The organism is Leuconostoc sp. UCMA20149, from assembly GCF_030400235.1.
Classification (GTDB): domain Bacteria; phylum Bacillota; class Bacilli; order Lactobacillales; family Lactobacillaceae; genus Leuconostoc; species Leuconostoc pseudomesenteroides.
Genome location: NZ_VJYC01000022.1, coordinates 1 through 26,697, shown reverse-complemented (window position 1 = coordinate 26,697; position 26,697 = coordinate 1). Strand labels below are relative to the sequence as shown.

Here is a 26,697-nt window from a genome sequence, read left to right as displayed (position 1 = left end):
TACGAATTGACTTCGCAAATTTGTTTTTGTTACCTAAGTAACAGCCACAGATTCGTTTGTTCAAAGTTTTGTTCAGTTTTCAATGTGCTACTTATTGCCCCTTGAGACAACTATATTATCTTATCACCTTTCGCTCGCCTTGTCAACTACTTCTTTCGTTGACTTACTCAAGCTTTCGGCTCGCTCTGACTCGCTTTTGCCTGCGTCAGAACATATATTAATATACCAACTTTATCCCGCCTCGTCAACTCCTTTTTCCCTTTCTTTTACCTCCCTTTTACCCCGTTTGTCCTTTCCTCCCTCTATCTCCCTTTTCTCCTTTTACGTTCGCTTTTTACTCCCTTTTACCCCTTAATTCCTTCACCTCGTTCGCTTCATTCGCCCCGCCCTTTACCTTATCTTAATATTTTAAAAGAGAGGTTATCGTCAAAATCAAAACCGATAACCTTTGACCTGTTTTTCTTAGTCTAAGTTATCGGTTTGATTGATTGATATTTTGTTGGGTTATGCTTTATGCCAGCGCTGTCCTTGTGGCGTATCCTCTACGATAATCCCTTGGGCGTTTAATTCATCTCTCAATTGATCTGATTTTTTAAAATCATGTGATTTTCTAGCATTTGCTCTGTCATCAAATAACTGTTTCTGTTCAGGGCTTAAAGAAGTTTGTGTTTTGAGAATGTCCACACCAAATACCTGCATTAACATCTGAAGTGTTTCTAGTAGCTGATTACCAGACGATTGCTTAACCGTATCAGACTCCGCATAAGTATTAGCTAACGTTACAAGTTCAAATACAGCAGCAATTGCGTTTTGGGCGTTAAAATCATCATCCATTGCGGTCTCGAACGCAATTTTTTGGGTATTCACCGCTTGATCTATACTATCATCATGACCCGATGTGGCTGATCCCAAGCGAAACTCAAGATTCCGGTAACCTGTACGAATACGGTCTAATTCTGCGCGCGCTTGAGCCAATGTCTCTTCGGCATAGTTTATTGGTCGCCGATACTGTGTTGTCGCAAGTAAATAACGAATAGCCATTGGGTCATCATAGTTAGCCAACATATCATGCAAAGTGGTGAAATTGCCTAATGACTTGGACATTTTTTCGTTATCAACATTAACAAAACCATTATGCATCCAATAATTAACAAACTTTTGCCCCGTATGCGCTTCAGATTGCGCAATTTCATTTGTATGATGCGGAAAGCCCAAATCAATACCACCGCCATGAATATCAATGGTATCTGACAAATATTTTTGTGCCATGACCGAGCACTCAATGTGCCAACCCGGTCGTCCGTTACCCCAAGGTGATGGCCATGAAATAACGTCTGGATTTTCCTGACTTTTCCAAACTGCAAAATCAATCGGATCTTCTTTACGAGCCGTTTCTTCATCATCCAGACGCCCTGCGGCGTTTGCTTCCATTTCAGCCAAATCTTGATGTGCTAAAATGCCATAGCCCTTGAACTTTTTAGCACGAAAATAAACATCCCCTTCAACTTCATAAGCATAGCCTTTATTAACTAAGTCTTGGACAAAGGTAATAATTTCAGGAATCACCTCGGTAGCACGTGATCGAACAGTTGCAGGCTTAATATTAAGTGGCAGTGTGTCTTCATGAAAAGCATCGGCATACTTATTAGCCACTGCCATTTCTGAAATGCCCTCTTCTTGGGCGCGGTTAATAATTTTATCATCAACATCTGTGAAATTAGAGACATAATTCACATCATACCCACGATACTCAAAATAACGTCTCACCGTATCAAAGGCAATCGCTGAACGAGCGTTACCAATATGAATGTAATTATAGACCGTTGGTCCACAAACATACATGTTAATTTTGCCCGGTGTTATTGACTTGAACACCTCTTTTTCGCGAGTCAAAGTGTTGAATACCTGAATCATACATTGTCTCCTGTAAACATATTTACTTATATTATACAGGACTCGTCAAACGCTTGGGGCTTTTCATGAGGCACTGCAAACAAAAAACGCCACATCGTGGCGCCTATCGTTAGTTCAAATATTTTTGTTTAATGTCAGCCATTGTTTGTAGAACAGTATTTTTATCCAAAACTACTAACATTTCTGGTAAGTTCGGACCTTGAATTTCGTGAGTTGTGGCAATACGAATTGGATTCCACAAATTGCGACCTTTAATTTCCAAATCATTTTGAATGCCACGAATGGCTGACATGTAGTCTTCTGCTGTGGCATCATTTGGCAAAGCTGTATATGCGGCTTCCCAAGCATCAAAGACTTTACGACCATCGTCGGAAGTCAAATAGTCAACCATTTCATCAGTCACGTCACCAAGTTCAAAGAAAGGCTTGCGCACTAATGCAACGATTTCACGTGTATAGGAAATGCCATCAACCCCAGCAATCTTAATAACGTCGGCTAACCAATCTTTTTTGAGTTGCGCATCGGACTCAGAAATCAAGTCAGCATTCACTAGTTCTTGAATTAACTGTGGCATAACAGCATCTGTGTCACGGCGCATCCATTGGTTGTTAATCCATTCCAACTTCTTTTGGTCAAACTTTGCGTTGGCTTTTGATAAGCGTGTCTCATCAAACATATTTTTAAATTCTTCAAGTGAGAAAATTTCGTCCTCACCCTTAGGTGACCAGCCTAGCAAGCCAATAAAGTTAACCATTGCTTGTGGTTGGTAACCGAGTTCTTTATATTGTTCGACAAATTGCAAAACATTTTCATCACGCTTTGACAATTTTTTACCCGTCTCACCATTGATAATCAATGCCATGTGCCCAAACTTTGGCACGTCCCAACCTAAAGCATCGTAAATCATCATTTGCTTTGGTGTATTGGAAACGTGATCATCACCACGCAAAACGTGAGATATCTTCATCAAATGATCATCCACTACCACGGCAAAGTTGTAAGTTGGCATGCCATCAGCTTTTTGAATGACCCAATCACCACCAACTTCCTTGGCACCAATTTCAATGTGACCCTTAACAATATCGTCCCACGCAAAAACTTTTTCCTCTGGTACGCGGAAACGCACAACCGGCTTAAGCCCTTGCGCCTCAAATTCAGCATACTTAGCTTCGCGTTCTTCGTTAGTCAAGCCTTCATATTCATAAATATAATGTGGTGCTTGTTTGGCAGCTTGTTGTGCTTCGCGCTCTGCAGCTAGTTGTTCTGATGTTTTGTATGACTTGTAAGCTTGTCCATTGGCTAGCAAAGCATCAATAAATTCTTGATAAACACCCTGTTCATTACGTTCCGATTGGCGATAAGGACCATAATCTCCTGGCTTATCAGGACTTTCGTCCCAATCCAAACCAAGCCAAGCTAGGTTATCCAGCTGTGATTTTTCACCGTCAGCAATGTTACGTGCTGAATCTGTATCTTCAATACGAATAATGAATGTGCCGTTATAATGGCGCGCAAAAAGCCAGTTAAAAATTGCAGTTCTCGCGTTACCAATATGTAAATGTCCCGTTGGTGACGGCGCATAGCGGACACGAATGTCTTCTGTCATGTGTTATCAATCTCCTATTTGTGATGTAATCACGATTTGTCTAGCTACTAGTATACAACAATCAGTAAGCTAGTTCCAATAGCAAGGCGAATGCTATTCATACTGATAAACTTTTGGCAAAAAAACGAATTTGTTTGTCATAAAAATCTTCAGGTGGCGTCACTAAATCGGGATTTTCAAAGCGAATAGCTGCTAAAAAGTAACCAAAATTTAGCCAAATCATATTCATAGTGGCTGCTTCAATGTCGACTTGGTCACTAATTTTGTGTTGTGCGCGCATATCCGTAAAATATTCTCTTAACATTTGCTTGAATTGGAGGGGTATTTCTTCAACTGCTCGGCTCATTTCTGGCATTCTAAATGATTCTTGGACCCCAACTAGAACGATTTCTTGATGATTGGCTTGAAATTCTTGATAAGTTTGAGACATCGTCATCAAATCTTTTTCGACGTCACCGATGACAACCATGCCATCAAAAATGGTCGATAAGTCGTGCAAATGACGCTCGACAACAGCTGAAAGCAATCCTTCTTTATCAGTGAATTTACGAAATATCGTACTGGGATTAACACCAGCCACTTCGGCTGTCTTATTGATAGTTGCCGATTGATAGCCACCCTGAATTAACAAAGTAATGAAAGCATTTAAAATCAAATCTTGTTTTGATGTTGGATTAGTTGTCATATCACACCTCTTCTTAGCTATATTATCATATTTCTATTTTAAAAGACTGTTATTCATAAATGCAAGCAAGCACTTGCATGCAGAACATAATAGTGCTATTCTGTTGTCAGCAAATAAAAAGGAGAGCCACATGAATTTCAAAAAATTTCTGCTCAACAAGGGTGTGATTGGCGCACTCATCATCGTTTTATTTTACGGATTATTAATGGTCGGTATTTATTTTTCTGGCTACAAAGCGGTTCCTAGTAAAATTGATCAATTACCCGTCGCCGTCGTTAGTCAAGACAAAGATAGCACAAAGCTCGCTCATCAACTAGAAGACGCTTTGCCATTTAAACATATCAAGAAAAATCTCAGTTTGTCCGAAGCAAAAGCGCAACTTAATGATCGTAAAATTTATTTGATTATTAACGTTCCCCAAAACTTCAATGCTAATTTGAAAAAAATAGATGGCAAAAGTACAGCCAAATTAAAGTTTTATATCAACTATGCTAATCCAACGACTGCCGTCTCTGCTATGGAAACCGTGTCAAAATCAGTTGGTGCCAAGGTACAAAAAAATGTCTTACTTCAGCAAGGCAAAGGCGTCTTATCAGCAGCAACCCTGTCTCAATTAGAAACCGAAACAAAATCTTTGATTGCAGCAAATCCTACTCAAAAGGACGCTATTTTAGCAAAAGCCAAGGCAACCCAGCAAGCAGCAACTACAAAAATTAACCAAACCTACGCTAATGTTGCCAAATCATACCAATATGATATTGTGAAGGTCAACAAAGTGCCAACCGGCATGCAACACAGCATGGCACCTTTCTTTATGTCACTATCTTTCTATATTGGTTCAATGATTGCAGCCATGCTCATTGTAATGGCATATAAATCATTTGCACCATTAATTGGTCGTTGGCGGTCGTATGTTTACACTGAAATCGCTATTGTTATGATTGCCATGTTTGCACCTCTATTGATTGTTGGTCTCAGCAAGAGCATGATTCATTTCAGCACGAACGTCTATTGGCAACTATGGTTTTCACACACACTAGAATTGTTCGCAGCCCTAAACGTCAACTTAATTTTCTCATTGATATTAGGTCAGCTGGGTATCATGATCAATATGCCATTCATGCTGACGCAAGTTGTGTCTGGTGCTGGCTTAATTCCACGTCCGATTTTACCTGGATTTTTCAAAGCCATGAGTAATATTTCACCTTGTTTTTATTCGATTCGCGCTGATTACAACATTTTGTACGGTGGCAATCACACAGAAACACTCTGGCTTCAACTTTTCGCCATTGGCATTGTGACAATAGTAATTCATCTGATCATTGTCGCATTTCAAAAGAATAAAAACCCACTTATCGACGTCGCTTAGAAGTTGCAAAAAGGACCACATTCCCATAGATGCAGTCCTTTTTGATTTATAAATTATGTGTCACGTTTTTGTTGGCAACGTCATTGTCTTTAAGCTGGCGTTTCAGTTGCTTGAGTTCACGATCGGAATTAGCTAAGAGGTAGCCACCACAACCATAAATAGCAGCTTCTGCTAAAGAAATTAGATTATGGAAATATGATGTTGCTATAATTGCCACAACAGTGACTGCAAAATAAATTCCCCAACGTCCTGAAAAAAAATTTTTTGTATATTTCATTTTTATTTTCCCCGTTAATATTTAGTAGCTTTACCAACACCTACCCATTTGGCACTTACATTATAATCACAAGACCAACCACCGTAAAAATCTTGACGAATATAATTCAGTCCTCCGGGCCAATTATTTGGCGTTCTGGAGTCAGAACCCTCCGGAACACTGAGCGCCTTTTCAGGGCTTTCCCAGGAATCATTATAAAACCAATCATGTATATGGGGATCAACTGTCTGAGCCATAGGATTTTGATTATTAGTTGTCACTAAGCCAAATCCACGATCCGTTACTTTGTCTGCTGCATCTCGATATTCAGAACAAACATGGTTAAAATCATTGGCATCAATTTTTGCCATTACGCTTAACAACCAGCCAAGCTCTGGAACTTTTGCTAACAAATCAGATACTACTGAACCAACTGGTTTTGAAGAAGCAATCGCTGCCTTCATTGCAGAATACAATTTGATTGTTTGAGCATAATTCCACGCTTCAGCTTGCAAAAGTGCGACATGTCCTTTATTTTTATCCCACGCGTTATTTGGAACCACAACACCACCATTAGCAGAACTCATCAAGACTTGATTGCCATTTCCCCGCGTGACTGCCTTATTAAACAAATCATTTTTGTCTATCTTTTCCCATTTTCCATTCGTATGAGGAATCAACAAATAATCATCTGTGTTAATTAACGAAATATCCTTGTTACCCTCAATCGCCGGTGAAGTATCTCCTTTTGAATTACCATCATCATGTTCAATATTTTGGTCAGAAATATTTATTTGTTTACCATTATCCATTGTGTAACTTTTGCTTGCCTTGACGTCATTATCATAACTGATACTCTTATCAGCAAATGCTGTAGATAACGGCGAGATGGCTAGAAAAACAACCAAAGCTCCCACTACCTTATTCACAATTTTTCTTGTCATATTTCTTCTCTTTTCTTTAACATAAACTTCATTATTACACCCTTTTATGAATTTTCAACGACTATTTTGATATTTTTTTGTGAAATCATTCTCATTTTTTGACAAAATAAAAAGCCAGTTAAACTGGCTTTTTAAATATTACCCTAGCGCAATTTTAAGCGCTTCGCTCAAGGTTGCGACGCCAACGATTTGAATATCACGCGGCTTGGTAATCCCATTTAAATTGTTTTTTGGTACAATTGCGCGTTTGAAACCAAGCTTTTTTGCTTCTTTTAAACGCCCTTCAATATCAGCAACACTGCGCACTTCACCAGTCAAACCAATTTCACCAATAAATACATCACTAGATTGTGACTCTTTATCATAGTAAGAACTCGCAATCGCAATTGCAATTGCCAAATCAATGGCTGGCTCATCAAGTTTGACGCCCCCAGCCGCCTTCAAATAGGCATCTTGATTTTGCAGTAGCAAATTAGCACGTTTCTCAAGCACAGCCATAATAAGTGACACACGGTTACGATCTAATCCAGCAGCGGTCCGTTGCGCATTCCCAAATACAGTCGGTGTGACCAAGGCCTGCAGCTCAACCAAAATTGGGCGTGATCCTTCTAATGCCACCACAATGGCCGATCCGGTTGCACCAGCCAAGCGCTCCTCAAGGAAAATTTCAGAAGGATTAGCAACCTCAATTAACCCACCATCACGCATTTCAAAAATGCCTAATTCGTTAGTCGCCCCAAAACGATTTTTGACAGCACGTAGAATACGGTATTTGTAGTGACTATCACCTTCAAAATATAATACCGTATCTACCATGTGTTCCAAAATTTTTGGTCCCGCAATAGCACCATCTTTGGTCACATGACCGACGATAAAGATGGAAATATTATTGGTTTTGGCGATTTGCAGCAAATCAGCCGTCACCTCACGAATTTGTGAGACCGAGCCAATGGCGGACGTGATATCTGGCTCTTGCATTGTTTGAACCGAATCAATCACCACAAAATCCGGCTGTAAACTTTCAATTTGTTTTTTGATAGCCGTCATATCCGTTTCCGGATAAAGGTAAAATTCGTCATGCCCAACGCCCAAACGATCAGCGCGCAACTTAACTTGGGTCGCAGATTCCTCACCGGTTACATACAAAACACGACCCGCTTGCGCCAATTGCCCTGACACTTGGAGCAATAACGTTGATTTACCAATACCCGGATCGCCACCAATCAGTACCATTGATCCCGGTACGACACCGCCACCAAGGACACGATTTAACTCCTTTAGTTGCGTTGCCACCCGTGGGGTCGCCTCAGACGTTACTTCGTTAATTTTTTCAACTTTGGCCGTTCGACCATCAAGGCTGACACGGCTCTTGCGATCATTGGTTTCTGGTTGAATTTTTTCTTCAACTAATGTCCCCCACTCACCACAATTCGAGCAACGCCCAAGATAACGAGCTGATACAAACCCACAATTGGTACATATAAATTGCGTTTTAACTTTAGCGATAGTTATTCTCCTTTCAGCTGTTGATAAAATGACTGGGCTTGCGCTTGATACTCTGGAAAACGTTTGTCCGCCGCCAAACTATCAGCGTCACGTGTAAATTGACCTGTTTTTAACATTCGAATATAGGACTCAGAAAATGGCCAGTCAGCTTGCTGGGCACGCGCTATTTCAAGTGATGTATCATAATTGACCCGTCGAAAATCAGCACTCGCCACGCCAACAATATCGTCTAATGTCAATAACAAATACTGTGCAATCATACCTTGTTGCGTCAGTTGATACGATTGTCCCACTGTCCCAGTATTCAAAATACGGTGCATCCGATATGGCTCATAAACAATGTTGTCACATCGCATGATTTGAGCATGAACATGCGCATATATTGCCATGTCCGCATCACTACCTTGAAATACTTTATCAAAGTTGGCTTGTGGTGCGTCGGGCGATAAATCACCACCATAATTCTTATTGGGCTGATTATGCATGAGGTCAATTTTTAACCCTGCGCGTTCAACACGACGCTTAATTGGTAACTGCCTAATTTGATCAATCTCTGACTGATTAAATGCCGCATATTCGCGTGACATCCAAGCCAAAAAGGCAACGTCCTTAGCATTACCAAAATCTATTGGTTCGCCAGCTTCAATTTCAAAATAAGTTGATTCCCAGTTGCCTTGTAAGAAAACCGTAGTATTCTCCTGTTGCAGCAAATGGTAACTCGCTACCGTGCCAGGGCCAAACGTTGTGATATCACCTAATGACCAAAACTCAGTCACCCCATTCGCCTTGGCATCAGCAATCACAGCCTCTAAAGCTGTTAAATTACCATGAACATCTGCTAAAACACCTATCTTTTGTTGCATGTGATGAATTGCTCTCCTAATCTTGATTCATGAGGTGGATTGGCGCAGTAGGTAATTCACGTATAACCGCCTGCAATGCTGTTGGCTTAAAGTCAGCTAAATCATTGGTATCACGCCATATTACAGTTTGCTCCCACGCATCTTTAGCAAATAACTTGGTCTGATCAGCCTGCTCAACCAGCCAAGTGAAATTAATTTCATTCGTCTGCTTGCCACGAAAAACAAACAAATTTTCTGTGATGGCAATCAATCGTACCGGTCGGACGTGAATGCCCATTTCTTCAGCAAATTCTCTAACAATGGCAACTTGACTTGTTTCGTCAAACTTAATTTTGCCGCCCGGTAGGGCTGAAAAATGATGGTCGTTGTCGACATTAACCGCCACCTGATGTTGTTCGTTAAAAAAGGCGCCTGTCACGCGCAACTTAAAATCGTGTTCAACCCCTCGCCAAACAATATCTGTCGCCTCATCTGCCATTAATTTTGACCCGTTGACCCAAATCCGCCTTGTCGTTGTTGTTTGGCAACTTGATCGTCCCCGTCAGCTAACAAGTATGGTAAGAAAATGCCTTGACCAATACGTTCACCTTTTTTGATGTGAACATCTTTGATGCCAAAATTAATGAACTGGAAGAAAATTTCCCCTTCGTTAGCGTCATTATTATAGTAGTCGGCGTCTACAATGCCAATTGCATTTGGCATCATGATACGCTTTTTGATTGGACCGCTAGAACGTGACACAAGCTGTAAATATTCGCCCTCAGCCATATATGCTTTAATACCAGTAGGCACCAAAACAGGCTTTAAAAGGTCTTGTAAATCGGCATCATCACGGATACCTTTTAGTTTACCAAGGGATAAAATGTTGAGTCCCTTAAAAAAAGGATTACTCAAAACGCTTGGCAAGGTAACGTCTGCTGATGCTTCAAAATCATATCCAGCCGCTTGTGTTGTGCTTCGCTTAGGCAAGTTTAAACCAGCATTAGCATATTGACTTACTATTTCAAAACCACGTGTCATCTTTCAAATACCTCATTAATTGTTTATATTTCATTATACGTTATTTTGGTCAAATTTTAGACAGCATTTTTGTCACTTAACTGCTCTTCTATTGTTATAATGTAGACAGAGGAAATCATTATGGACTTTCAACATGAAAATGGTCGTTATTTTTTGGAAAAAGACGGCAAAACAATTGCAGAAGTGCTCTATACCACAATTAATGATGGCAAAACCTTGTCACTTAACTCGACAATTGTTGACCCGTCACTACGTGGTCAAGGCGTCGCACGCCAGTTAGTCGATACTGTCGTCCATGAAGCACAAACCAATGGTCAGACAGTGAAACCCGTCTGCTCGTACGCGCGCACTTTGTTTTTCCGCAATCCCGACATTTATCAGGAGATTGAATACAAGTCATGAGTTCAACACAAGATTTGCAAAAGATTATTGCTGGCCGACGTGCCGCTGAATTTGTTCAAGATGATATGGTGGTTGGCATCGGTTCTGGTTCAACCATTGCCCACGTTATCACGGCATTGGGTGAGCGTGTTGCCAATGAGAATCTCAAAATTGTTGGCGTCCCAACTTCCGAGAAAACCCGTCGTAATGCGGCTAAGCTAGGCATTCCCATGTATAATGTCGATGATGTCGACAAAATTGATTTGACGATTGATGGTGCCGACCAAGTGGCCGACGACTTTTCAGCCATTAAAGGTGGCGGAGCCGCTCTCTTATGGGAAAAAATTGTTGCTTTCAATTCACGTGAAAACATCTGGGTCATTGACCAAACCAAACGTGTCCCAAAACTCGAACAATATTTACCCGTGGAAGTCATTCCTTATGGTTCTGAACAATTGTTCAAGCGCTTTACCGCAGATGGATTCCACCCAACTTGGCGATTAGACCAAAATGGTAATCCTGTCCGAACCGATTCGGCAAACTTCTTGATTGACTTGCATTTGCCAGTCATTGAAGACCCAAGGGCTTTGGGTGAAGAACTTATTGGTATGGTTGGTGTTGTCGAACACGGTTTGTTCACCGATGTCGTCAATCAAATTGTGATTGGTCATGAGAATAACGTTGAAATTATTAAGGCACCTTGAGGGGCCTTTTTTTGATGTCACAAAACATAACATAGATAATTGGTATACTCGATCTATGCGGTAAACTATTCTCATAACCTGCAAGGAGAACCAACATGCGTACAGAATCAGATTCACTTGGTCAGATCGAACTACCCAAAGATGTCTACTTTGGTGTTCATACCCAGCGAGCTTTGAATAATTTCCCGATTTCAGATAATGTCACTCACCCAGAAATTATTCGCGCCTTTTTGGAAATTAAGCAAGCAGCTGCCCAAACAAATGCCACGTCAGGAAATTTAGATCGTTCTATTGCCAAGCATATTGTTAGCGCAACTAAATTACTTCTCAAGCAACCAATTGATTCTCGTATGTTTCCCATTAGTGACATTCAGGGTGGTGCTGGTACAAGCACCAATATGAATGTCAATGAAGTCATTGCCAACATTGCATTAGAGCAAATTGGGCGCGCTCGTGGCGACTATCAACGCATCAATCCCAATGATCATATTAATATGGGTCAAAGTACCAACGATACCTATCCAAGCGCTGGCAAAATTGCCTTGATTCGTCTGCTGACACCACTATTTGAATCATTAGAATCGCTAGTTGACGCACTTGGCAACAAAGCTGACACGTTCTCTACGACTTACAAAATGGGTCGCACACAGTTACAAGACGCCGTACCAATGACGCTTGGTAATAGTTTTCATGCATGGCTAAAGCCTTTACGACGTGATATGCTACGGATTACAACCGCCCGCGATGCGCTATATATGCTTAATATGGGCGGCTCGGCCATTGGTTCAGGTATCAATGTCAGCTATCACTATCAAGTCCACATCGTCCCAAACCTTGCTAGTATCACCAACTTGCCTTTGACACAGGCACATGATTTATTTGACGCCACCTCTAATTTAGATAGTTTTGTGGCGCTATCAGGTGCTCTTAAGTCACTGGCGGTCAACCTATCAAAAATGTCAAATGATCTAAGACTTATTAGTTCCGGTCCACGTTCTGGTCTCCATGAAATCAATCTACCGGCTAAACAAGCCGGTTCTTCCATCATGCCTGGTAAAGTTAACCCAGTCATTCCAGAAGTAGTCAACCAAGTCGCTTTTGAAATGATCGGTTTTGACGCGACCATTACAGCAGCGGCGGAGGCTGGACAGCTTGAGCTCAACGCTTTTGAGCCCATTATCTTCAAAAGTCTGATTGCCGGTATTGAACATTTGACCCGTGCAATGGATACACTACGTATCAATGCGGTTGATGGTATCACCATTAACAAATCACGTTTGTCACAGGATATTGATTTGTCAGCTAGTTTTGCCACCGCAATGGCACCAATTATCGGCTACCAAGAAGCTGCCAAAATTGCTAAAGAATCCCTACGTACTGGCAAATCGCTACGCCAGATCGCTGAAAATAAAGGTGTCTTCAGTGAAGATGAACTGGCACATATCTTCAAGGTGGAAGACATTGTCATCAACGCCCGAACACCAGAGCATGGTCTCGTGTTGCATGCCCCCAAAGCCAAAGCATAGTCAAACCCAAAGTAGTCAGAGGACTACTTTTTTTAATCGCGCAAACTAATCCCAACAATACCGACAATAATCACCAAAACGCCCCAAAATTGCCAGCCAAACGAGAACGGATGATGTAAAACAATCACGCTCAAAATGATTGAAAAAACTAATTCCATCGCTTGTGTTGCTTCAACTTTGGCTAATGATTTGATGTTCTTAAAAACCATTGAGGTTGCGTGGAAAAAGAGTGCCGTAGCAATAACACCTGAAGACAGCGCCACCAGAAAAGTTGCCATAACTGTTTTGCTGCTAGGGGTGCCGTTGACAACAAAACTAATCCCCGCAAGCAATAGCCAAGTCGGTGTTGTACAAATCAACATCCCCCAGATTCGCTCAATCCCACTCGTTTTGGGCGCTATCATCATGACTTGACGATTTCCCAAAGGATAACAAATCGCCCCAACAAGAATTGCCAACAAGGCTAAGTAGATATGCCCAGTGATATGAATTGTCCCCATATATTGCATGACCGTCATCAACACACCAGCCAAAATTAAACCCATCCAAGGCAAGCTTTGCCACGGAAAAGGAACTTTTGGTCTTGACGTCTTCCCTTTAACACCTAAATTGAGCAATGGTGTCGTCAAAACACCACAAACAATTGTGCTTTGCCAGACGCTTGCCACCAACCAGCCCGGCAAATATGCGCTTGCTAAGCATAATGGGACATAAAACAGCACAAAACAAAAATGACTCCACACCCACCATGACACCGGTTGCCGACTGATTGCTTGCTTCACGTGTTTAAATGACCCACCGAGTGGTACTAAAATAACAGCCATCATGGGCAACATCCACAAAAATCGCAGCGACGCAGACCATAGCCAAAAACCGTTTTTGTTCGCAATAATTTCATTGAAAATAAAGGTCAGTGAGAAAAAGAAGGCAGCTAGCACACCAATGAGAATGGCTTTGACACTTATTTTCATACATAAACCCTCCTTTTTCTGATTACTAACAAGTTACCAGTAAATACAAAAGCATACAATAAAAATATTGTATGCCTTATAATGTTTAATAATCACAGATACTTAGGAGAACAACCATGAATGATGACTTGTCTTGGGTGCCAAGCGAATTACCTTTGCAACCACCGCTTTACCAATCGCTGTATCAAAGCATTCAAAACGACATTGAAAACGGCATGCTGCCACCCTATAAACAGCTACCTTCCCAGCGAGAACTATCCTATTTTTTAGACATTCACTTCACAACTGTCACACATGCTTATGAATTGGCAATCAAACAAGGACTACTCTACTCAGAAAAAGGTCGTGGTACTTTTGTATCGCCTAATGGTGTGCGCGACAATACAATTCAAGCACAAAATAACGCATCACATATCAGCGATTTGGGTATTCTCAATATGGGATCCACGCCTAATAGTCTTGCAGAAAACACTATCAAACTAGCTATGTCACACGTCACATTAGCAACTTTGTCACGCTACTCTACCAACGCTTTTGACGACCAACAGTACCGCCAAATTTGCCAGCAGTGGTTTGATTATTTACAGGTGCCCATGAACAAAAATCAATCAACTTTGATTACCGGCGGCGGGCAGAGCGGCTTGGCAGTCATCTTATCTGGCTTATTCAAACCTTATGACACAATCGTCGTTGATGAATACACCTATTCAAATTTCATTGAATTGGCGAAAACACTGCATATTAAACTGTTGGCCATTGCACAAAATCAAGACGGCATGGATCTCGTTGCACTCGAACACTTACTCACCACTCAAAAAATTAACGGTGTTTACGTCATGCCATTTTTATCCAATCCAACCAATCGTTCCATGCCACTGATTCGGCGTCAACAGTTAGCACGATTGAGTAGGCAACATGATTTTATTATCATTGAAGATGACTATTTGAGACACTTAAATACACAAAAATTGCCTGCCATAATTGATTTAGCACCACAAAACACAGTTTATATCACTAGCTTTTCTAAAATTGTTGCGCCCGGTTTGCGCGTCGCCTTTCTCTTGTATGCCCAGCAATTTGATCGACAATTGCGTCATTCATTTACTAATTTAAATTTGCAAGAACCGACGCTAGACTTTGCCATTATCCGCTATCTGATTGAACATCATCTTATTGAACCTTTAATTCATTACCAAAGTGAACAAATAGAACGTCATGTTGCTGTTTTTCGTGAAATATTTGATTTCAGCGCCCCCAGCAGCCCTTTTCAATGGGTCAAAATTAATCCTAAGTTGGAAATTGGAAAAGTTAAAGACGATTTGGCGCAACAAAAAATCCATGTGCTGTTGAGCCCCCAATTTCAAGCTGGTGGCTGGCGGTCGCACAGGGATTATTTTGTCAGAATTGCAATTGCAGGTATTAGCGATACAGCGCAACTGCAACACATACTGTTACGCCTTAAACCTATCATCAGGTAAGCAGGCGTTGTTTATTTTAACAGTGCTAACGTTGGCTCATGTAAGCGCCCGTTGAAATATTTCACCAATGCACGTTGGTACAGTTCAGAATTGTCTGCGACTTTACCAAACAATGTCAAACTTGCTTGGAATTTTTGCGCATCGACTTCACCAAATAATGCCACCGGATCAGAGTCAGGCAAATTCAGAGTGGTCATGACAATCGTTTCTAAACGCTCACGCAATGTATCATCAGCAAGATAATCGTTGGCTTCTTGTTCGCCATCAATACCATAATACATTGCACGCGCGCTGCTACCCAAACCTTTTAATTGTGGTAGCACAAACCACATCCAATGGGTTTGTTTTTGCCCATTGGTTAATTCTTGAAGTGCATCTTGATAGGAATTCACACCAATGATTTCACCATTTTGGGCGTCAAGAAAGCGTTGTAGGATACTATCAACCGTCAATGTGTGCGCTTGACCGGTTGCTTTGTATTGCTGATACACTCTAAAAACAGCGTCCCCAGAAAACGTTAGCGGTGTGTGGGCAATTGTCTTTGGCGACATCCAACGCTTAGCGTCAATTTCAGTGTCATCAATTTGGGATAACTCATCATCCCACGCTGTTAACAAATAAATCGTTGTGTAGAGCTTCGTGCGGTCACCATTGGGATAATGGGCAACATAGTGGCGCCCTGATACTGTTCCTATCAGTTGTAATTGTTGTGGATCCGCAACGATACCACCTTCTTCAAGCGATTCACGCGCTGCATTTTCCTGCCACGACATTTCTGGCTCAACGTAGCCACCAGGGAAAGCCCACGCATTGAAATCACGATTAAAGACCATCAATAGCTCGCCTTTTTGATTTTCAATGACGGTGTCAGTAGTGGCCGTCACCAATTCAAATTCATGACCAACTTTTTCACGTATCTTAGCAATATAAGAATCTTGATAGGGCATCTTTTTCCTCCTTAAACGCTGAACTTGTTGACAATAGACGCAATGTCTTTGAGCACCAACGACATCGTACCATCCGCATTATTGATAAATTCGACTTTACTATGATCTTGATAAATATCAATCGGAATAGATAATTCAATACCGGAATCCAATTTAAACTTTTGGACGCGATACTTTTTCTCGTATTTGGTCGTGTTGGGGACAGCAACAGCCTTTGGAATCGCCTTTTCGGTCACTTTTTCAGTGTATTCTTGCTTTGCACTGATATTATTGGTGAAAACTTTTTCGGCGATCATGTCAGTGTCAATTTCACCAGTCGCCTCAATGCTATCATGGATAACGGTTTGTGTGATGGCGAGCGCTTCATGCTCTGGTTCGTCGTATTTTTCAGCGATGTTTTTAACTGTGCGCTTAATCGTTTGAATATTTTCTTTTACCGAAATGTCAGGTTTTATTTCGAGGAATTTTTCGGAAAAATATGGCACGCGGTGACCATCAATGAGGTATTTCTTTTCTAGCAGTTGATAACTATCATCGTTTAAATCAACCAATATTGCTTCACTGACCGTTTGCGTCGCAGCGGGCAAAACCGCTTGATTTAGCACCAAGTTATTCACCATTTTGTCGTCTTCGTATTCGACAGCATGTGCATAACGTGGCGCAAAATCCAACTTTATCAACCCAAATACAGGTCCTTCGTCCATCGTCGCTTGAAAACTCAACAAATCGCCGGGGTGAATTGCTTCACTACCAGCCATTGTGTCAAATAATTTAGCAGCGAGTTGCGTGGTCATGGTCGCAAAATCATCTTGCGCCAAACTTTGTTTGAGATAATTGTCAGCGGTGAGATGTCCTGTCTTGATATCACCTTGCATCACCTTGGCGACAATCTTGTCAATATAATCATGAACGCCGGCGTTATCAACGTTCATTTCAGCTTGGGAAGCAATTAAACTACCTGTGTTCGTATCTAAAATATGCAAAATGGCATGTTGAATAATCATCGTAATGTCTGTTTTGTGTGGTTAACACGCAAAAAGTCCTTTATCTATTTTCTTCATTGTACCATTTTCACTCATTACTGTTATTACTCTGGCGTGTCACTTAACGTCCAAGTTAATTCTGATTCTAGTTGTTTGCCTAATAAATTGGTCGACAAGGGAGCATTAGGGTTCAACCAAATGCTGAAATTTTTGGTGGTGTCATGATTAAAAGCAATGTTCTTGGTCCCAGTCGCTGATGTGCCCGACCAGAAACTGCTAGCACTCGTTGATAAATCATTACCGCCATATTTAATCTTCAAATTTGACTTGGCAATCGTAGCTGATTCACCATCAGTTGCCCAATCACTTGTTTGCGCCACGGTAACATGATACGTTTTACTGCTGTCTAAACCTTCTAAAGCTACTGAACCAGTTGCCATGTTGGTTGCCAACGGACTATTGCCATTAAAGAAGTCATTGGCTGCTAACATGCCAAAATTAATGCTATCAACTGATACAATACTTGGCGAAGCTTGATTCTTGTTCGCCCAAACATACGTTACCGGTCGAACCGCATTTTCCCACATTGCAGTGGTAGAAACCTTGTCACCTTTTGGATTCAAGGCAGTGCCATTACCAACAATCTGCCAAGCCGCATCATTCGTGACGTAACTTGTGCCAGGAATCGTTGTCCCAGCGGCTGGTGCTGCTTCAAATCCGGGGTCGTCTGGGAATACTGTCTGTTCACCAAGCTTAACTTGCCAAAGGTTGCTGGCTTGTTCAGATTCAGGATCAAGCACTGACATCGCGCTAAACATGAACATAACTGGCGAATCAGTACCTAATCCATCCTCCGGACTGTTTTTTAACCCAGATAAATTAAATGAACTAATGTCTAAAGTCTCTATGAAACTTGCTAGAAACATTGCTTGCATATTTTCCACGCTCGCTGTATTGAAATGTGATAGATTTAAGTGCCTCACGCCATTCAATGCAAACATAGCAAACATATTTTTGACATTACTAGTGTCAAAGTTAGACAAATCTAACGCCGTCAAGTTAGTCATCATTAGAAACATACCTGCCATATTCTCGACCTTATCAGTATTGAAATGACTCAAATCAAGACTATTCAGTGATAATTCTGAAAACATAAAACTCATATCCGTTACTTTATCCGTGTTAAAACCACCAATATTCAACGTTGACAAACTATATAATCCTTCAAACATTCTACTCATATTCTCAACATTACTAGTATCCAGATTTGTACTATCAAATGAAGTTAAATTTTCAAGACCAGCGAACAAATTACTTGAATTCACTGGCGCTGCAATGTCAGCATCAAATCTAATGGCAGTGACTGATTGTATTAAACTAAAACTCCAACCAAAAGTATTTTGCAAATTGTCATAAACTGGCTCAGCCAGCGCTGTGGGCGAGCCATCTTCAGACTGATAAAAAGTCAAAACACCATCATCTGGATTCAAATACCACGGTGAATTACCATTAACACCACGCCACTTTTCAATATGTTCCCAAACGTATGTTGTTGTAACTGCACGGCTATCACTTGGAATGTCAGCACCGGAAATCTCAGCCCCAGTCGGCGCATGATCAGTCCCCTCACCAACAATTTGCCAGCACTTGCCACTCACGTAATCGTTGCTGGCTCCCGGAATAGTCGAACCCACAGTTGGATTCTGAATATTGGCGTTGTCATGAAATGTTTCGTTTGCGCCAAGTGTTAGTTTCCATAAGCTACGATTATACGTATATAGCATGTTTTCAACGGTACACCCTTGGGCGAATATAAAATGACTCAAATCCAGTGCCTGCACATTTGTTTGATAAAACATGTAGTTCATGTTGGTCACTTCACTGGTATCAAAGCTATTAACGTCAATTGTCGCTGCGTCCGAATAATAAAACATGTAACTCATATTAGTCACCGCACTGGTGTCAAAACTATTCAAGTTTAATGTTGTTGCTTTTGAACCAGCGAACATGTAACTCATATCAATGACTTTACTAGTGTCAAAGTTACTCAAATATAACGTGGTTGCCACTGAATTATAAAACATGCCACTCATATCCGTCACTTCACTGGTATTAAAGCCACTCAAGTCTAGCATTGTCGCTTTTGAACCACAAAACATGTAATACATATCATTTACTTTACTGGTATCAAAACCACTCAGGTCTAGTGTGCTTGCTTTTGAACCATAAAACATATACCTCATACTAGTGACTTTACTAGTGTCAAAACCACTCAAATTAATCGTCGTTGCAGCTGAATTATAAAACATGGCGTTCATATTCGTTACCGACCCGGTGTTAAAACCGCTCAAGTTGAGCGTTGTTGCGGCTGAATCAGTAAACATGTACTGCATATCAGTAACCGCATTCGTGCTAAAACTACTGACGTCAATCACCGTTGCTTTTGAACCACCAAACATGTGTGTCATATTAGTTACTTCACTGGTATTAAAACTGCTCAAGTCGAGCGTTGTTGCGTCTGAATAAGCAAACATGTACTGCATATCAGTGACCGATTTCGTTTTAAAATCACTCAAGCTGATCGTCGTTGCGTCTGAATAAGCAAACATATTTCTCATGTCGGTAACCGCACTCGTGTCAATGCCACTCAGATTTAGTATGCTGGCTTTTGAACCTTGAAACATATAACCCATATCAACGACCGATTCCGCGTCAAAACTACTGACGTCAATCGTCGTTGCAGCCGAATACGCAAACATCCAACGCATATCAGTTACTTTACCAGTATCAAAGTTACTCACGTCTAGTGTGCTCGCTTTTGACTCATAAAACATGTCGACCATTGTCGTCACTTCTGATGTATCAAGATTCGCGCTATCAAACTTTTCTAAATTGGGTAAATACATGAACATACTATGACTATCTGAAGGTAGCTTGGCACCAGTTGAAAATTTTATTTTCTTAATCATTGAGACATAGCTTGCGAACTCGGTAGAATTATTAATGGCACCCTCTGCCAACGTTCCCGCTCCAAACTCCAAAATGCCGGTATCTGGGTCCAGCGTATATGGTGACGTCCCATAAGTCCCTGTGATTGTCTCAGTTGCTTTTAACTGTGGTGCTAACGTCGGTTCACTTATTTTTTCTTTTTGCGCTACATCCGGCTTATCTGTCTCAGGCACAGGGTCAATCTTTGGTTCTGGCTGGACTTCAGCTTCTGCTTTATCATTATCAACCGAGGTACTAACCTCAGACTGTCTTTTTGGCATTTTAAAAACTTTATCCAGCAATGCAGCCGTTTTTGTTTTATCGTGTGTTGCCGATTTCAGATTAGATTGCTCAGCAGCCACGGCAGCTACCATTTGTGCTGGGCTTGCGCCAACCAGTAACAAAGTTATCGTTAATAAGATGGCTTTTCTAACATATTTTTTCATGCAGCATACTCCCAGTTTTATCGTCATCATTTAGTATAAAGTGGGGGGGGTGAAAGAAATTTGCGCAAAAGATGACCATTTTGTGAACAAATCATACAAAAAAACCAGTTCATCAATAGATGAACTGGTTCAATCATTTAACAACTATTATTCAGTTACAGCTGTCTTTGCAACCACTGCTGAAATGACTACCTTGCCGTCAACTAAGTCAGCGCTCAAAGCCTTTTCACCGGGGTTATCCAAGTAAAAGTCGGTCACTTGGTCACGAATTTGTTGCTCAATGACACGACGTAGTGGACGTGCACCCATGGCTTCGTCATAACCATCCTCAATCAAATGATTCTTGACTGCTTCAGATACTTGCAATGTCAAGTCTTTCTTAGCCAATGTCTTGTTCACATCGTCTAACATCAAATCAACAATTTGCTTCAAGTCCGCCTTTGTCAAAGCGCTAAACTCAATCACACCATTGAAACGGTTCAAGAATTCAGGGCGGAAGTAAGGTGCCAACTTCTTCATCAAGTCTTCTTCATCACCTGCTGCGCCATGACCGAAGCCGGCGTTTGATGTAGCAATAATGACTGTGTTCTTAAAGTTAACCACATTACCTTGACCATCAGTCAAGCGGCCATCATCCATCACTTGCAATAGTAATGTCAAAACTTGCGGATTAGCCTTTTCAATTTCGTCTAGTAAGACAATTGAGTAAGGATTACGACGTACTTTTTCTGTTAAGGTGTTGCTGTTGTCGTCATAACCAACATATCCTGCCGTCGTACCAATCAACTTTGATACGGCCGTCAAGTCAGAATACTCACTCATATCCAGACGGACAATGTTTTCCTTGCTACCGAACATATCCAACGCTAACTGCTTAGCAAGTTCGGTCTTACCAACACCAGTTGGTCCAACAAACAAGAACGAACCAATTGGACGATTGCCTTCATCAAATCCCGCACGATTACGGCGAATTGCCTTAGCAACCATGTTGACAGCTTCATCTTGACCAATGACTTTACCAGCCAAGCGATCACCAATTGTCTTCAAGCGTTCAATATCTGAAGCACCCATTTGTGCAACGGGAATACCAGTCAAACGTTCAACTGATTCCGCAACATCATTTGGCGTTGCCACAACTTTTGTAGCATCTTCAGCACTATTGATTTTCTTCTCCAAATCAGCAATTTGGTTCTTATATTTCAAGGCTGCTTCATAATCTTCATCACTAACTGCCTTTTCTTGCTTTGCTTTAACATCAGTCATTTGCTTTTCTAGGCTGACCTTGTCAGTCACTGGATTCTTCGCTGACAAATGTGCTGCTGTCATGTCCAACAAATCAATCGCCTTATCAGGTAATGACCGTTGTGGAATATATTGAACAGCGTAATCAACCGCTGCTTTTAAGACATCTTCTGGCAATGAGACGTGGTGATGCTTCTCGTATAACTTAGCAATACCCTTCAAAATCTCAAGCGTGTCCTTTGGACTTGGTGCATTAACCGTTACTTCGTTGAAACGACGTGCCAAGGCAGCGTTTTTCATGATTGTGTTACGGTACTCATCTTGTGTTGTGGCACCAATTAATGAAATTTCACCACGACTCAAGGCAGGCTTGATAATATCAGCCAATCCCTTGCCACCATCTTCGCCACCAGTTGAACCAGCGCCTAAGATTTGATGAATTTCATCAAAGAATAAGATGATGTTACCTGCTGTCTTGACTTCTTTCATCAAGTTTTGGATATTTTCCTCAAAAGCGCCACGGAATTGTGTGCCAGCTTCCAAGCTAGAAATATCAATGCTATAAATTTCCTTATCTTTAATGGCTGCTGGGACGTCCCCATTGACAATCGCTTGTGCCAAGCCTTCAACGACCGCCGTCTTACCAACACCGGCGTCACCGACCAGCACAGGATTATTCTTGGTACGACGACCTAGAATTTCCGCTGTTTCTTGAATTTCTTTGTTACGACCAATCACTGGGTCAAGCAAGCCATCACGTGCTTCTTGCGTCAAATTACGACCAAGCTTTGCCAGCATACCTTCTTGCTTAACTTGTCCCGGTTGTTGTGCCATTGGACGACCATTACCAGCCACTTGACCAGCTTGCTGACTACCTTGTGGCAACTGACCACTTTGGCGATATTGCGCAAATTCCTCTGGTGTGACTTCGCGACCGTTAATCAAATAACGACGATTTTCCGAATTCATACCGTTCATATTGCCCATCATGTTGTTAAAAATGTCATTCATATCTGATCCGAATGGATCATTGAAAAAATTATTGTTAGCCATAGTTTAAATTCCCCTTTTTATCTACGTGCTTGTGCTTCCCCAAGCACTTGTTTACTGTTCATCAAAATAAAGTTTCTCAAGTTCTCTGAGCACTTCCCACATTGCTTTGTGTTGTGCCTTCGCGAGTGCGTCAAGATCGCGCATATTCAAGCTCGTTGCGTCTGATTGTGTTTTATTAAACGACTTGTGAATCGTTGTATACCCGTAACCAGAATCCTTCGCCACACGATAAATCGTTAGCGAATTATCATCTAAATATGCTTTAATATCAAATCTCATTGTCAATCGCCGTCCTCGTTAGTTTGACCACGCACACGATTGTGGGCGTAGTCTTGTATAAAGTTGCTGCTTCTAAACATCTAGTTACATCTCCTTTATCAAAAAGAGGCTCGTGAGATTTCATCACTCACTTTTCTTGTTCCTCTCTACATTTATAGTATAACACATCTGTGATATAACACAAGTGTAAACTATTGTATTTCTATTTTATTACATTAGTTGTTTTTTGCCGGTGTTGTCATGATAAACTAGATGTTATTGGAGAATATCATGTCAAAAACACCCTATCATATCAACTTACCTGAAGAAATTGTCACTGAATTGAACTTACACCCCGAGCAATCCTTTCATTTAACTTTGCGGAACGGATCGCTTACGCTACACCCAATAGACGGTCAAAATGAAATTCAAACGTTATCACTGCGACATTTCTTAGTGCCATCAGTGTTGGCGGCATTGTTATTCATTGGTTATGCATTTTATCAACGAGAATTTCAATTACCACTAGGCGGCGATAATTCAATTGCCAGTGCCGTTATTCTTCTGGGTGAACTCAGTGGTATGCTCAGTTTTTTGATAACTTATATTCAAGAAGTACGTCGTCAACCCAATTCACTCAAACGCAAAACGAGCTGGCGTGTTTTTCCTGCCTTACTAATTGCTTTTGCGATTATTTTAGCCTTTATCACATCCGGTTTCTTTTGGGCAATTAATTACTTATTTCAAAATGTAACCTTTGATTTATTCACTTCGGTAGTGTTATTTGTTTTATTTGACGCAATTATCAATTTTTTGATGATTTATGCCGCTTTGTCGATTTCAACTTTATTTATTACTGCGATTTTTGTGATGACTATGATTGGCGGCGTGTTGATTGCAATGGTAACTAACAGTTCACGACTATGGTGGCAATATAACTTGAGCTTTTTAGGAACCGACGGCGCTCTTGACGCTTGGCAATTTAACGCAACTTTGATTTTGGCTGGCTTAATTTGGATTGCCTTAGTTGATTATTTGTTTGTGCCACTACAACAAGTCATGCGCGGCAATCACCGACTGATTGCTTTACGCGTTTTGCTAACATTAGCTGCCATCTCACTAGCAGGTATCGGCGCCTTTCCAAATAATGCCGGGCAATTGCACTTTATTCATGATCAAATTGCTAACGGCTTAGTCTATTTTATTTTAATTTTGATGGCTGGTAACCGTTGGTTATTGCCCAATGCACCGCGCGAATTCATGGTTACGTCATACGTTATTGGTAGCATTTTAGTTGTCACAATGCTGTTATTTCAAGTCGTTGGTTATTTGTCTCTGACTGCTTTTGAAATCATTGCTTTTGGTCTGACATTAAGTTGGATTTTATTACTATTACAAAATATTTACCGGCTATACTATCATGCCTACCAAACATTTGTCGTCAAAATTTCTTGAGGTGCCTTTCCCTTATCCAAACATGGTATGATTAAGGACGTAACGAACCGCTATTTGGCATTGCAATGCAGAAAGTAAAACATGACAACAAAAAAAAAACGACCCTATCAAAATGGTCACAATAGGAATCAACAAAAACCTGCCTATAAGCAGTCATTTAAAGGCAACCGCCGACCCAATCATGGCGCACAAGACGGGGTCAATGTTCGCGTTGGTCAAAATTTCCCATTAACAATCAAACGATTGGGCATTAATGGTGAGGGTATTGGCTATTTCAAACGCAAGATTGTCTTTGTCCCCGGCGCTTTACCAGACGAAGTCGCTGTGGTGAAAGTCACGGAAGTCGAACCAAAATACATCGCCGCCAAAGTGCTCAAAATTCGTGAGAAATCACCACAACGTGTCAAACCACTCGATGAGTACGCTGATACTGTAGGTGGCTTTGAACTTGAACACATGACATATCCGGCGCAACTCGCCTTCAAAAAGGACGTCATTGCCCAAGCTCTTGAAAAATTCCAACCCCGTGGCTGGACACACTATGAATTACGCGACACAATCGGCATGGACAACCCATACGATTACCGTAACAAAGCGCAATTCCCCGTTCGCAAAATTGGCGATAAATTAAGTGTTGGCATGTACAAACGTGGCAGTCATGAACTTGTCGATTTGCCCGTTGTACACACGCAAGACCCAGCCACCATGAAAGTTATCCGCAAGGTCGCAGAACTACTCGATAAACTGTCTGTCTCCATCTATAATGAAGATAAAAATCGCGGTACTGTGAAAACAATTATCGCCCGTGTTTCACACACAACAGGTGACGTGCAATTGACTTTTGTCACGCATACTGATGGTTTCCCGGGAGATACGGCTTTAATTGCTGCTATCAATCAAGCATTACCCGAAGTCGTGGGTATCTTCCAAAATTACAATCCCGGTCGTACGAGTTTGGTGTGGGGTGAGGAAACGCTTAAATTATGGGGCCGTGACACCATTGAAGAGACCATTCTCGGCAAGACCTTCCAATTATCACCTCGGGCGTTTATGCAACTCAACCACACGCAAATGACTGTGGCGTACGAAGAAGCATTAACCGCGCTAAATTTGACCCATGCGGATAAACTCGTTGATGCCTACGCTGGTGTTGGAACGATTGGTCTAACATTAGCAGACAAAGCTGGCGAAGTGCGTGGCATGGAAATTGTGCCAGAGGCTGTTGATGATGCCAATGACAACGCTGCACGCAATAATATCACAAATGCACATTATGAAGTTGGTACAGCCGAAGCCTTGTTCCCAAAGTGGCAGACGCAAGGCTGGGTAGCAGACGCTTTGATTGTTGATCCCCCACGTACTGGTTTAGACACTGCTTTACGGCGCGAAATTCTACGCACAAAACCCGAGAAATTTGTTTATATTTCATGTAATGCTTCCACGTTGGCACGCGATTTAGTGGATCTCGCACAAGTCTATCAGGTTGAGTATATTCAAAGTATTGATATGTTCCCACAAACTGCCCGTTGGGAAGGTGTCGTTAAATTAACAAAACGAGGTTAACCATGCGCGGTGTGATCCATCATATTGAAATGAATGTTGCTAACTTGGAGAAATCACGTCAATTTTGGCTACCTTTTTTAACAGCACTCGACTATGAGATTTATCAAGAATGGTCGTCCGGCTTTTCAATGAAATTAGATGACACCTACTTAGTGTTTGTCCAAACCGAAGACAACTATTTATCACCAAGTTTCCATCGCAAGCACAATGGTTTAAATCATCTGGCTTTCCATGTCGCATCACGTCAGGAACTTGACCACTGGCGTAACTGGATTCATGAGCTTAACCTGAAAGAATTGTACCCGCAACAATATCCATACGCTGGCGGGCAAGATTACCAAGCTCTTTATTTTGAAGATCCAGATCGTTTAAAAATTGAACTCGTTTACCAAGAAGTCTGAGTCATCAGGCTTTTTTTCTACCAGAAGTCAAGTGTTTCAATGCATTTAGCTTCTTTTTCTTATGATGCAATTGATAATAAAGTACTACTGAAATAAGCCGATGTCTTCACATTGGTTTTGCAAAATGTTAGGCTTATA

23 protein-coding genes are annotated in these 26,697 nt (G+C 41.3%); 8 read left to right on the top strand and 15 right to left on the bottom strand.

Annotated features, from left to right (window positions below):
• Positions 1-504: 504 nt before the first annotated feature.
• The 3 genes from cysS to FF105_RS10790 all read right to left on the bottom strand — a co-directional run bounded on the left by cysS (position 505) and on the right by FF105_RS10790 (position 4,205).
• The gene (cysS, locus tag FF105_RS10800) at positions 505-1,914 is read right to left on the bottom strand and encodes a cysteine--tRNA ligase (protein ID WP_290046866.1); all 1,410 of its coding nucleotides are present in this window, start codon (positions 1,912-1,914) and stop codon (positions 505-507) included.
• 109 nt (positions 1,915-2,023) lie between these two features.
• Positions 2,024-3,520 carry a glutamate--tRNA ligase gene (gltX, locus tag FF105_RS10795; protein WP_010276010.1) on the bottom strand — a complete coding sequence of 499 codons (1,497 nt, stop codon included), beginning with the start codon at positions 3,518-3,520 and terminating at the stop codon, positions 2,024-2,026.
• A gap of 97 nt (positions 3,521-3,617) precedes the next feature.
• On the bottom strand, positions 3,618-4,205 hold the full coding sequence (locus FF105_RS10790; protein ID WP_010276014.1) for a TetR/AcrR family transcriptional regulator: 588 nt from the start codon (positions 4,203-4,205) through the stop codon (positions 3,618-3,620).
• A gap of 130 nt (positions 4,206-4,335) precedes the next feature.
• Between FF105_RS10790 and FF105_RS10785 the strand changes: the two genes are divergently transcribed.
• A complete protein-coding gene (locus FF105_RS10785; RefSeq protein WP_010276018.1) occupies positions 4,336-5,574 on the top strand; it encodes a YhgE/Pip domain-containing protein in 1,239 nt (412 codons plus the stop codon).
• A gap of 46 nt (positions 5,575-5,620) precedes the next feature.
• Here the strand turns inward: FF105_RS10785 and FF105_RS10780 are convergent, their stop codons facing one another.
• The 6 genes from FF105_RS10780 to FF105_RS10755 form a co-directional block, all read right to left on the bottom strand.
• Positions 5,621-5,851 (bottom strand): hypothetical protein, encoded by a 231-nt coding sequence (locus FF105_RS10780; RefSeq protein ID WP_010276022.1) that lies wholly within the window; start codon positions 5,849-5,851, stop codon positions 5,621-5,623.
• 14 nt (positions 5,852-5,865) lie between these two features.
• Entirely contained in the window at positions 5,866-6,774 is a 909-nt protein-coding gene (locus tag FF105_RS10775) for a hypothetical protein (RefSeq protein ID WP_010276025.1), read from the bottom strand.
• Between the two features lie 138 nt (positions 6,775-6,912).
• Entirely contained in the window at positions 6,913-8,280 is a 1,368-nt protein-coding gene (gene radA, locus FF105_RS10770; RefSeq protein ID WP_080519300.1) for a DNA repair protein RadA, read from the bottom strand.
• Positions 8,281-8,282: 2 nt separating this feature from the next.
• Entirely contained in the window at positions 8,283-9,143 is an 861-nt protein-coding gene (locus FF105_RS10765) for a metallophosphoesterase family protein (protein WP_010276032.1), read from the bottom strand.
• 16 nt (positions 9,144-9,159) lie between these two features.
• Positions 9,160-9,621, bottom strand: a complete 462-nt coding sequence (locus FF105_RS10760; RefSeq protein ID WP_010276035.1) for an NUDIX hydrolase — start codon at positions 9,619-9,621, stop codon at positions 9,160-9,162.
• Positions 9,621-10,163: a deoxyuridine 5'-triphosphate nucleotidohydrolase gene (locus tag FF105_RS10755; protein ID WP_010276038.1), complete on the bottom strand. Its 543-nt coding sequence runs from the start codon at positions 10,161-10,163 to the stop codon at positions 9,621-9,623. Before FF105_RS10755 ends, FF105_RS10760 begins: the two co-directional genes overlap by 1 nt.
• A gap of 120 nt (positions 10,164-10,283) precedes the next feature.
• Here FF105_RS10755 and FF105_RS10750 point away from each other — a divergent pair, with 120 nt between their 5' ends.
• The 3 genes from FF105_RS10750 (at position 10,284) to FF105_RS10740 (ending at position 12,774) form a co-directional block, all read left to right on the top strand.
• Positions 10,284-10,565, top strand: coding sequence for a GNAT family N-acetyltransferase (locus FF105_RS10750; RefSeq protein ID WP_010276042.1), 282 nt, complete (start codon positions 10,284-10,286; stop codon positions 10,563-10,565).
• Positions 10,562-11,248, top strand: coding sequence for a ribose-5-phosphate isomerase RpiA (gene rpiA, locus FF105_RS10745; RefSeq protein ID WP_010276046.1), 687 nt, complete (start codon positions 10,562-10,564; stop codon positions 11,246-11,248). The genes FF105_RS10750 and rpiA overlap by 4 nt, the downstream gene beginning before the upstream one ends.
• 95 nt (positions 11,249-11,343) lie before the next feature.
• A complete protein-coding gene (locus FF105_RS10740; protein ID WP_010276050.1) occupies positions 11,344-12,774 on the top strand; it encodes an aspartate ammonia-lyase in 1,431 nt (476 codons plus the stop codon).
• A gap of 32 nt (positions 12,775-12,806) precedes the next feature.
• Here the strand turns inward: FF105_RS10740 and FF105_RS10735 are convergent, their stop codons facing one another.
• Positions 12,807-13,745 carry a multidrug resistance efflux transporter family protein gene (locus FF105_RS10735; protein WP_010276053.1) on the bottom strand — a complete coding sequence of 313 codons (939 nt, stop codon included), beginning with the start codon at positions 13,743-13,745 and terminating at the stop codon, positions 12,807-12,809.
• A 116-nt stretch (positions 13,746-13,861) separates the two neighbouring features.
• Here FF105_RS10735 and FF105_RS10730 point away from each other — a divergent pair, with 116 nt between their 5' ends.
• Positions 13,862-15,223, top strand: coding sequence for an aminotransferase-like domain-containing protein (locus tag FF105_RS10730; protein WP_010276056.1), 1,362 nt, complete (start codon positions 13,862-13,864; stop codon positions 15,221-15,223).
• 11 nt (positions 15,224-15,234) lie between these two features.
• Here FF105_RS10730 and FF105_RS10725 read toward each other — a convergent pair whose 3' ends face one another.
• The 5 genes from FF105_RS10725 to FF105_RS10705 form a co-directional block, all read right to left on the bottom strand.
• Positions 15,235-16,170: a DUF1810 family protein gene (locus FF105_RS10725; RefSeq protein ID WP_010276059.1), complete on the bottom strand. Its 936-nt coding sequence runs from the start codon at positions 16,168-16,170 to the stop codon at positions 15,235-15,237.
• 11 nt (positions 16,171-16,181) lie between these two features.
• Positions 16,182-17,174, bottom strand: coding sequence for a nucleoid-associated protein (locus tag FF105_RS10720; protein WP_010276063.1), 993 nt, complete (start codon positions 17,172-17,174; stop codon positions 16,182-16,184).
• 83 nt (positions 17,175-17,257) lie between these two features.
• Entirely contained in the window at positions 17,258-20,587 is a 3,330-nt protein-coding gene (locus tag FF105_RS10715) for a BspA family leucine-rich repeat surface protein (RefSeq protein WP_010276067.1), read from the bottom strand.
• Positions 20,588-20,734: 147 nt separating this feature from the next.
• A complete protein-coding gene (locus tag FF105_RS10710; protein WP_010276070.1) occupies positions 20,735-22,882 on the bottom strand; it encodes an AAA family ATPase in 2,148 nt (715 codons plus the stop codon).
• 51 nt (positions 22,883-22,933) lie between these two features.
• Positions 22,934-23,161 carry a hypothetical protein gene (locus FF105_RS10705; RefSeq protein WP_004910965.1) on the bottom strand — a complete coding sequence of 76 codons (228 nt, stop codon included), beginning with the start codon at positions 23,159-23,161 and terminating at the stop codon, positions 22,934-22,936.
• Positions 23,162-23,431: 270 nt separating this feature from the next.
• On the opposite strand from FF105_RS10705, the gene FF105_RS10700 reads away from it, so the two are divergent.
• The 3 genes from FF105_RS10700 (at position 23,432) to FF105_RS10690 (ending at position 26,559) form a co-directional block, all read left to right on the top strand.
• Positions 23,432-24,595: a DUF998 domain-containing protein gene (locus tag FF105_RS10700; RefSeq protein ID WP_010276077.1), complete on the top strand. Its 1,164-nt coding sequence runs from the start codon at positions 23,432-23,434 to the stop codon at positions 24,593-24,595.
• 81 nt (positions 24,596-24,676) lie between these two features.
• Complete coding sequence (gene rlmD, locus FF105_RS10695; RefSeq protein WP_147651120.1) at positions 24,677-26,158, top strand: 23S rRNA (uracil(1939)-C(5))-methyltransferase RlmD; 1,482 nt, start codon at positions 24,677-24,679, stop codon at positions 26,156-26,158.
• A 2-nt stretch (positions 26,159-26,160) separates the two neighbouring features.
• Positions 26,161-26,559, top strand: coding sequence for a VOC family protein (locus FF105_RS10690; protein ID WP_010276084.1), 399 nt, complete (start codon positions 26,161-26,163; stop codon positions 26,557-26,559).
• The last annotated feature ends 138 nt before the right edge of the window (positions 26,560-26,697 follow it).

Coding starts and splice junctions, on each gene's coding strand:
- cysS (WP_290046866.1), bottom strand. CDS start 1,914: ATGATTCAGGTATTCAACACTTTGACTCGCGAAAAAGAGGTGTTCAAG.
- gltX (WP_010276010.1), bottom strand. CDS start 3,520: ATGACAGAAGACATTCGTGTCCGCTATGCGCCGTCACCAACGGGACAT.
- FF105_RS10790 (WP_010276014.1), bottom strand. CDS start 4,205: ATGACAACTAATCCAACATCAAAACAAGATTTGATTTTAAATGCTTTC.
- FF105_RS10785 (WP_010276018.1), top strand. CDS start 4,336: ATGAATTTCAAAAAATTTCTGCTCAACAAGGGTGTGATTGGCGCACTC.
- FF105_RS10780 (WP_010276022.1), bottom strand. CDS start 5,851: ATGAAATATACAAAAAATTTTTTTTCAGGACGTTGGGGAATTTATTTT.
- FF105_RS10775 (WP_010276025.1), bottom strand. CDS start 6,774: ATGACAAGAAAAATTGTGAATAAGGTAGTGGGAGCTTTGGTTGTTTTT.
- FF105_RS10765 (WP_010276032.1), bottom strand. CDS start 9,143: ATGCAACAAAAGATAGGTGTTTTAGCAGATGTTCATGGTAATTTAACA.
- FF105_RS10760 (WP_010276035.1), bottom strand. CDS start 9,621: ATGGCAGATGAGGCGACAGATATTGTTTGGCGAGGGGTTGAACACGAT.
- FF105_RS10755 (WP_010276038.1), bottom strand. CDS start 10,163: ATGACACGTGGTTTTGAAATAGTAAGTCAATATGCTAATGCTGGTTTA.
- FF105_RS10750 (WP_010276042.1), top strand. CDS start 10,284: ATGGACTTTCAACATGAAAATGGTCGTTATTTTTTGGAAAAAGACGGC.
- rpiA (WP_010276046.1), top strand. CDS start 10,562: ATGAGTTCAACACAAGATTTGCAAAAGATTATTGCTGGCCGACGTGCC.
- FF105_RS10740 (WP_010276050.1), top strand. CDS start 11,344: ATGCGTACAGAATCAGATTCACTTGGTCAGATCGAACTACCCAAAGAT.
- FF105_RS10735 (WP_010276053.1), bottom strand. CDS start 13,745: ATGAAAATAAGTGTCAAAGCCATTCTCATTGGTGTGCTAGCTGCCTTC.
- FF105_RS10730 (WP_010276056.1), top strand. CDS start 13,862: ATGAATGATGACTTGTCTTGGGTGCCAAGCGAATTACCTTTGCAACCA.
- FF105_RS10725 (WP_010276059.1), bottom strand. CDS start 16,170: ATGCCCTATCAAGATTCTTATATTGCTAAGATACGTGAAAAAGTTGGT.
- FF105_RS10720 (WP_010276063.1), bottom strand. CDS start 17,174: ATGATTATTCAACATGCCATTTTGCATATTTTAGATACGAACACAGGT.
- FF105_RS10715 (WP_010276067.1), bottom strand. CDS start 20,587: ATGAAAAAATATGTTAGAAAAGCCATCTTATTAACGATAACTTTGTTA.
- FF105_RS10710 (WP_010276070.1), bottom strand. CDS start 22,882: ATGGCTAACAATAATTTTTTCAATGATCCATTCGGATCAGATATGAAT.
- FF105_RS10705 (WP_004910965.1), bottom strand. CDS start 23,161: ATGAGATTTGATATTAAAGCATATTTAGATGATAATTCGCTAACGATT.
- FF105_RS10700 (WP_010276077.1), top strand. CDS start 23,432: ATGTCAAAAACACCCTATCATATCAACTTACCTGAAGAAATTGTCACT.
- rlmD (WP_147651120.1), top strand. CDS start 24,677: ATGACAACAAAAAAAAAACGACCCTATCAAAATGGTCACAATAGGAAT.
- FF105_RS10690 (WP_010276084.1), top strand. CDS start 26,161: ATGCGCGGTGTGATCCATCATATTGAAATGAATGTTGCTAACTTGGAG.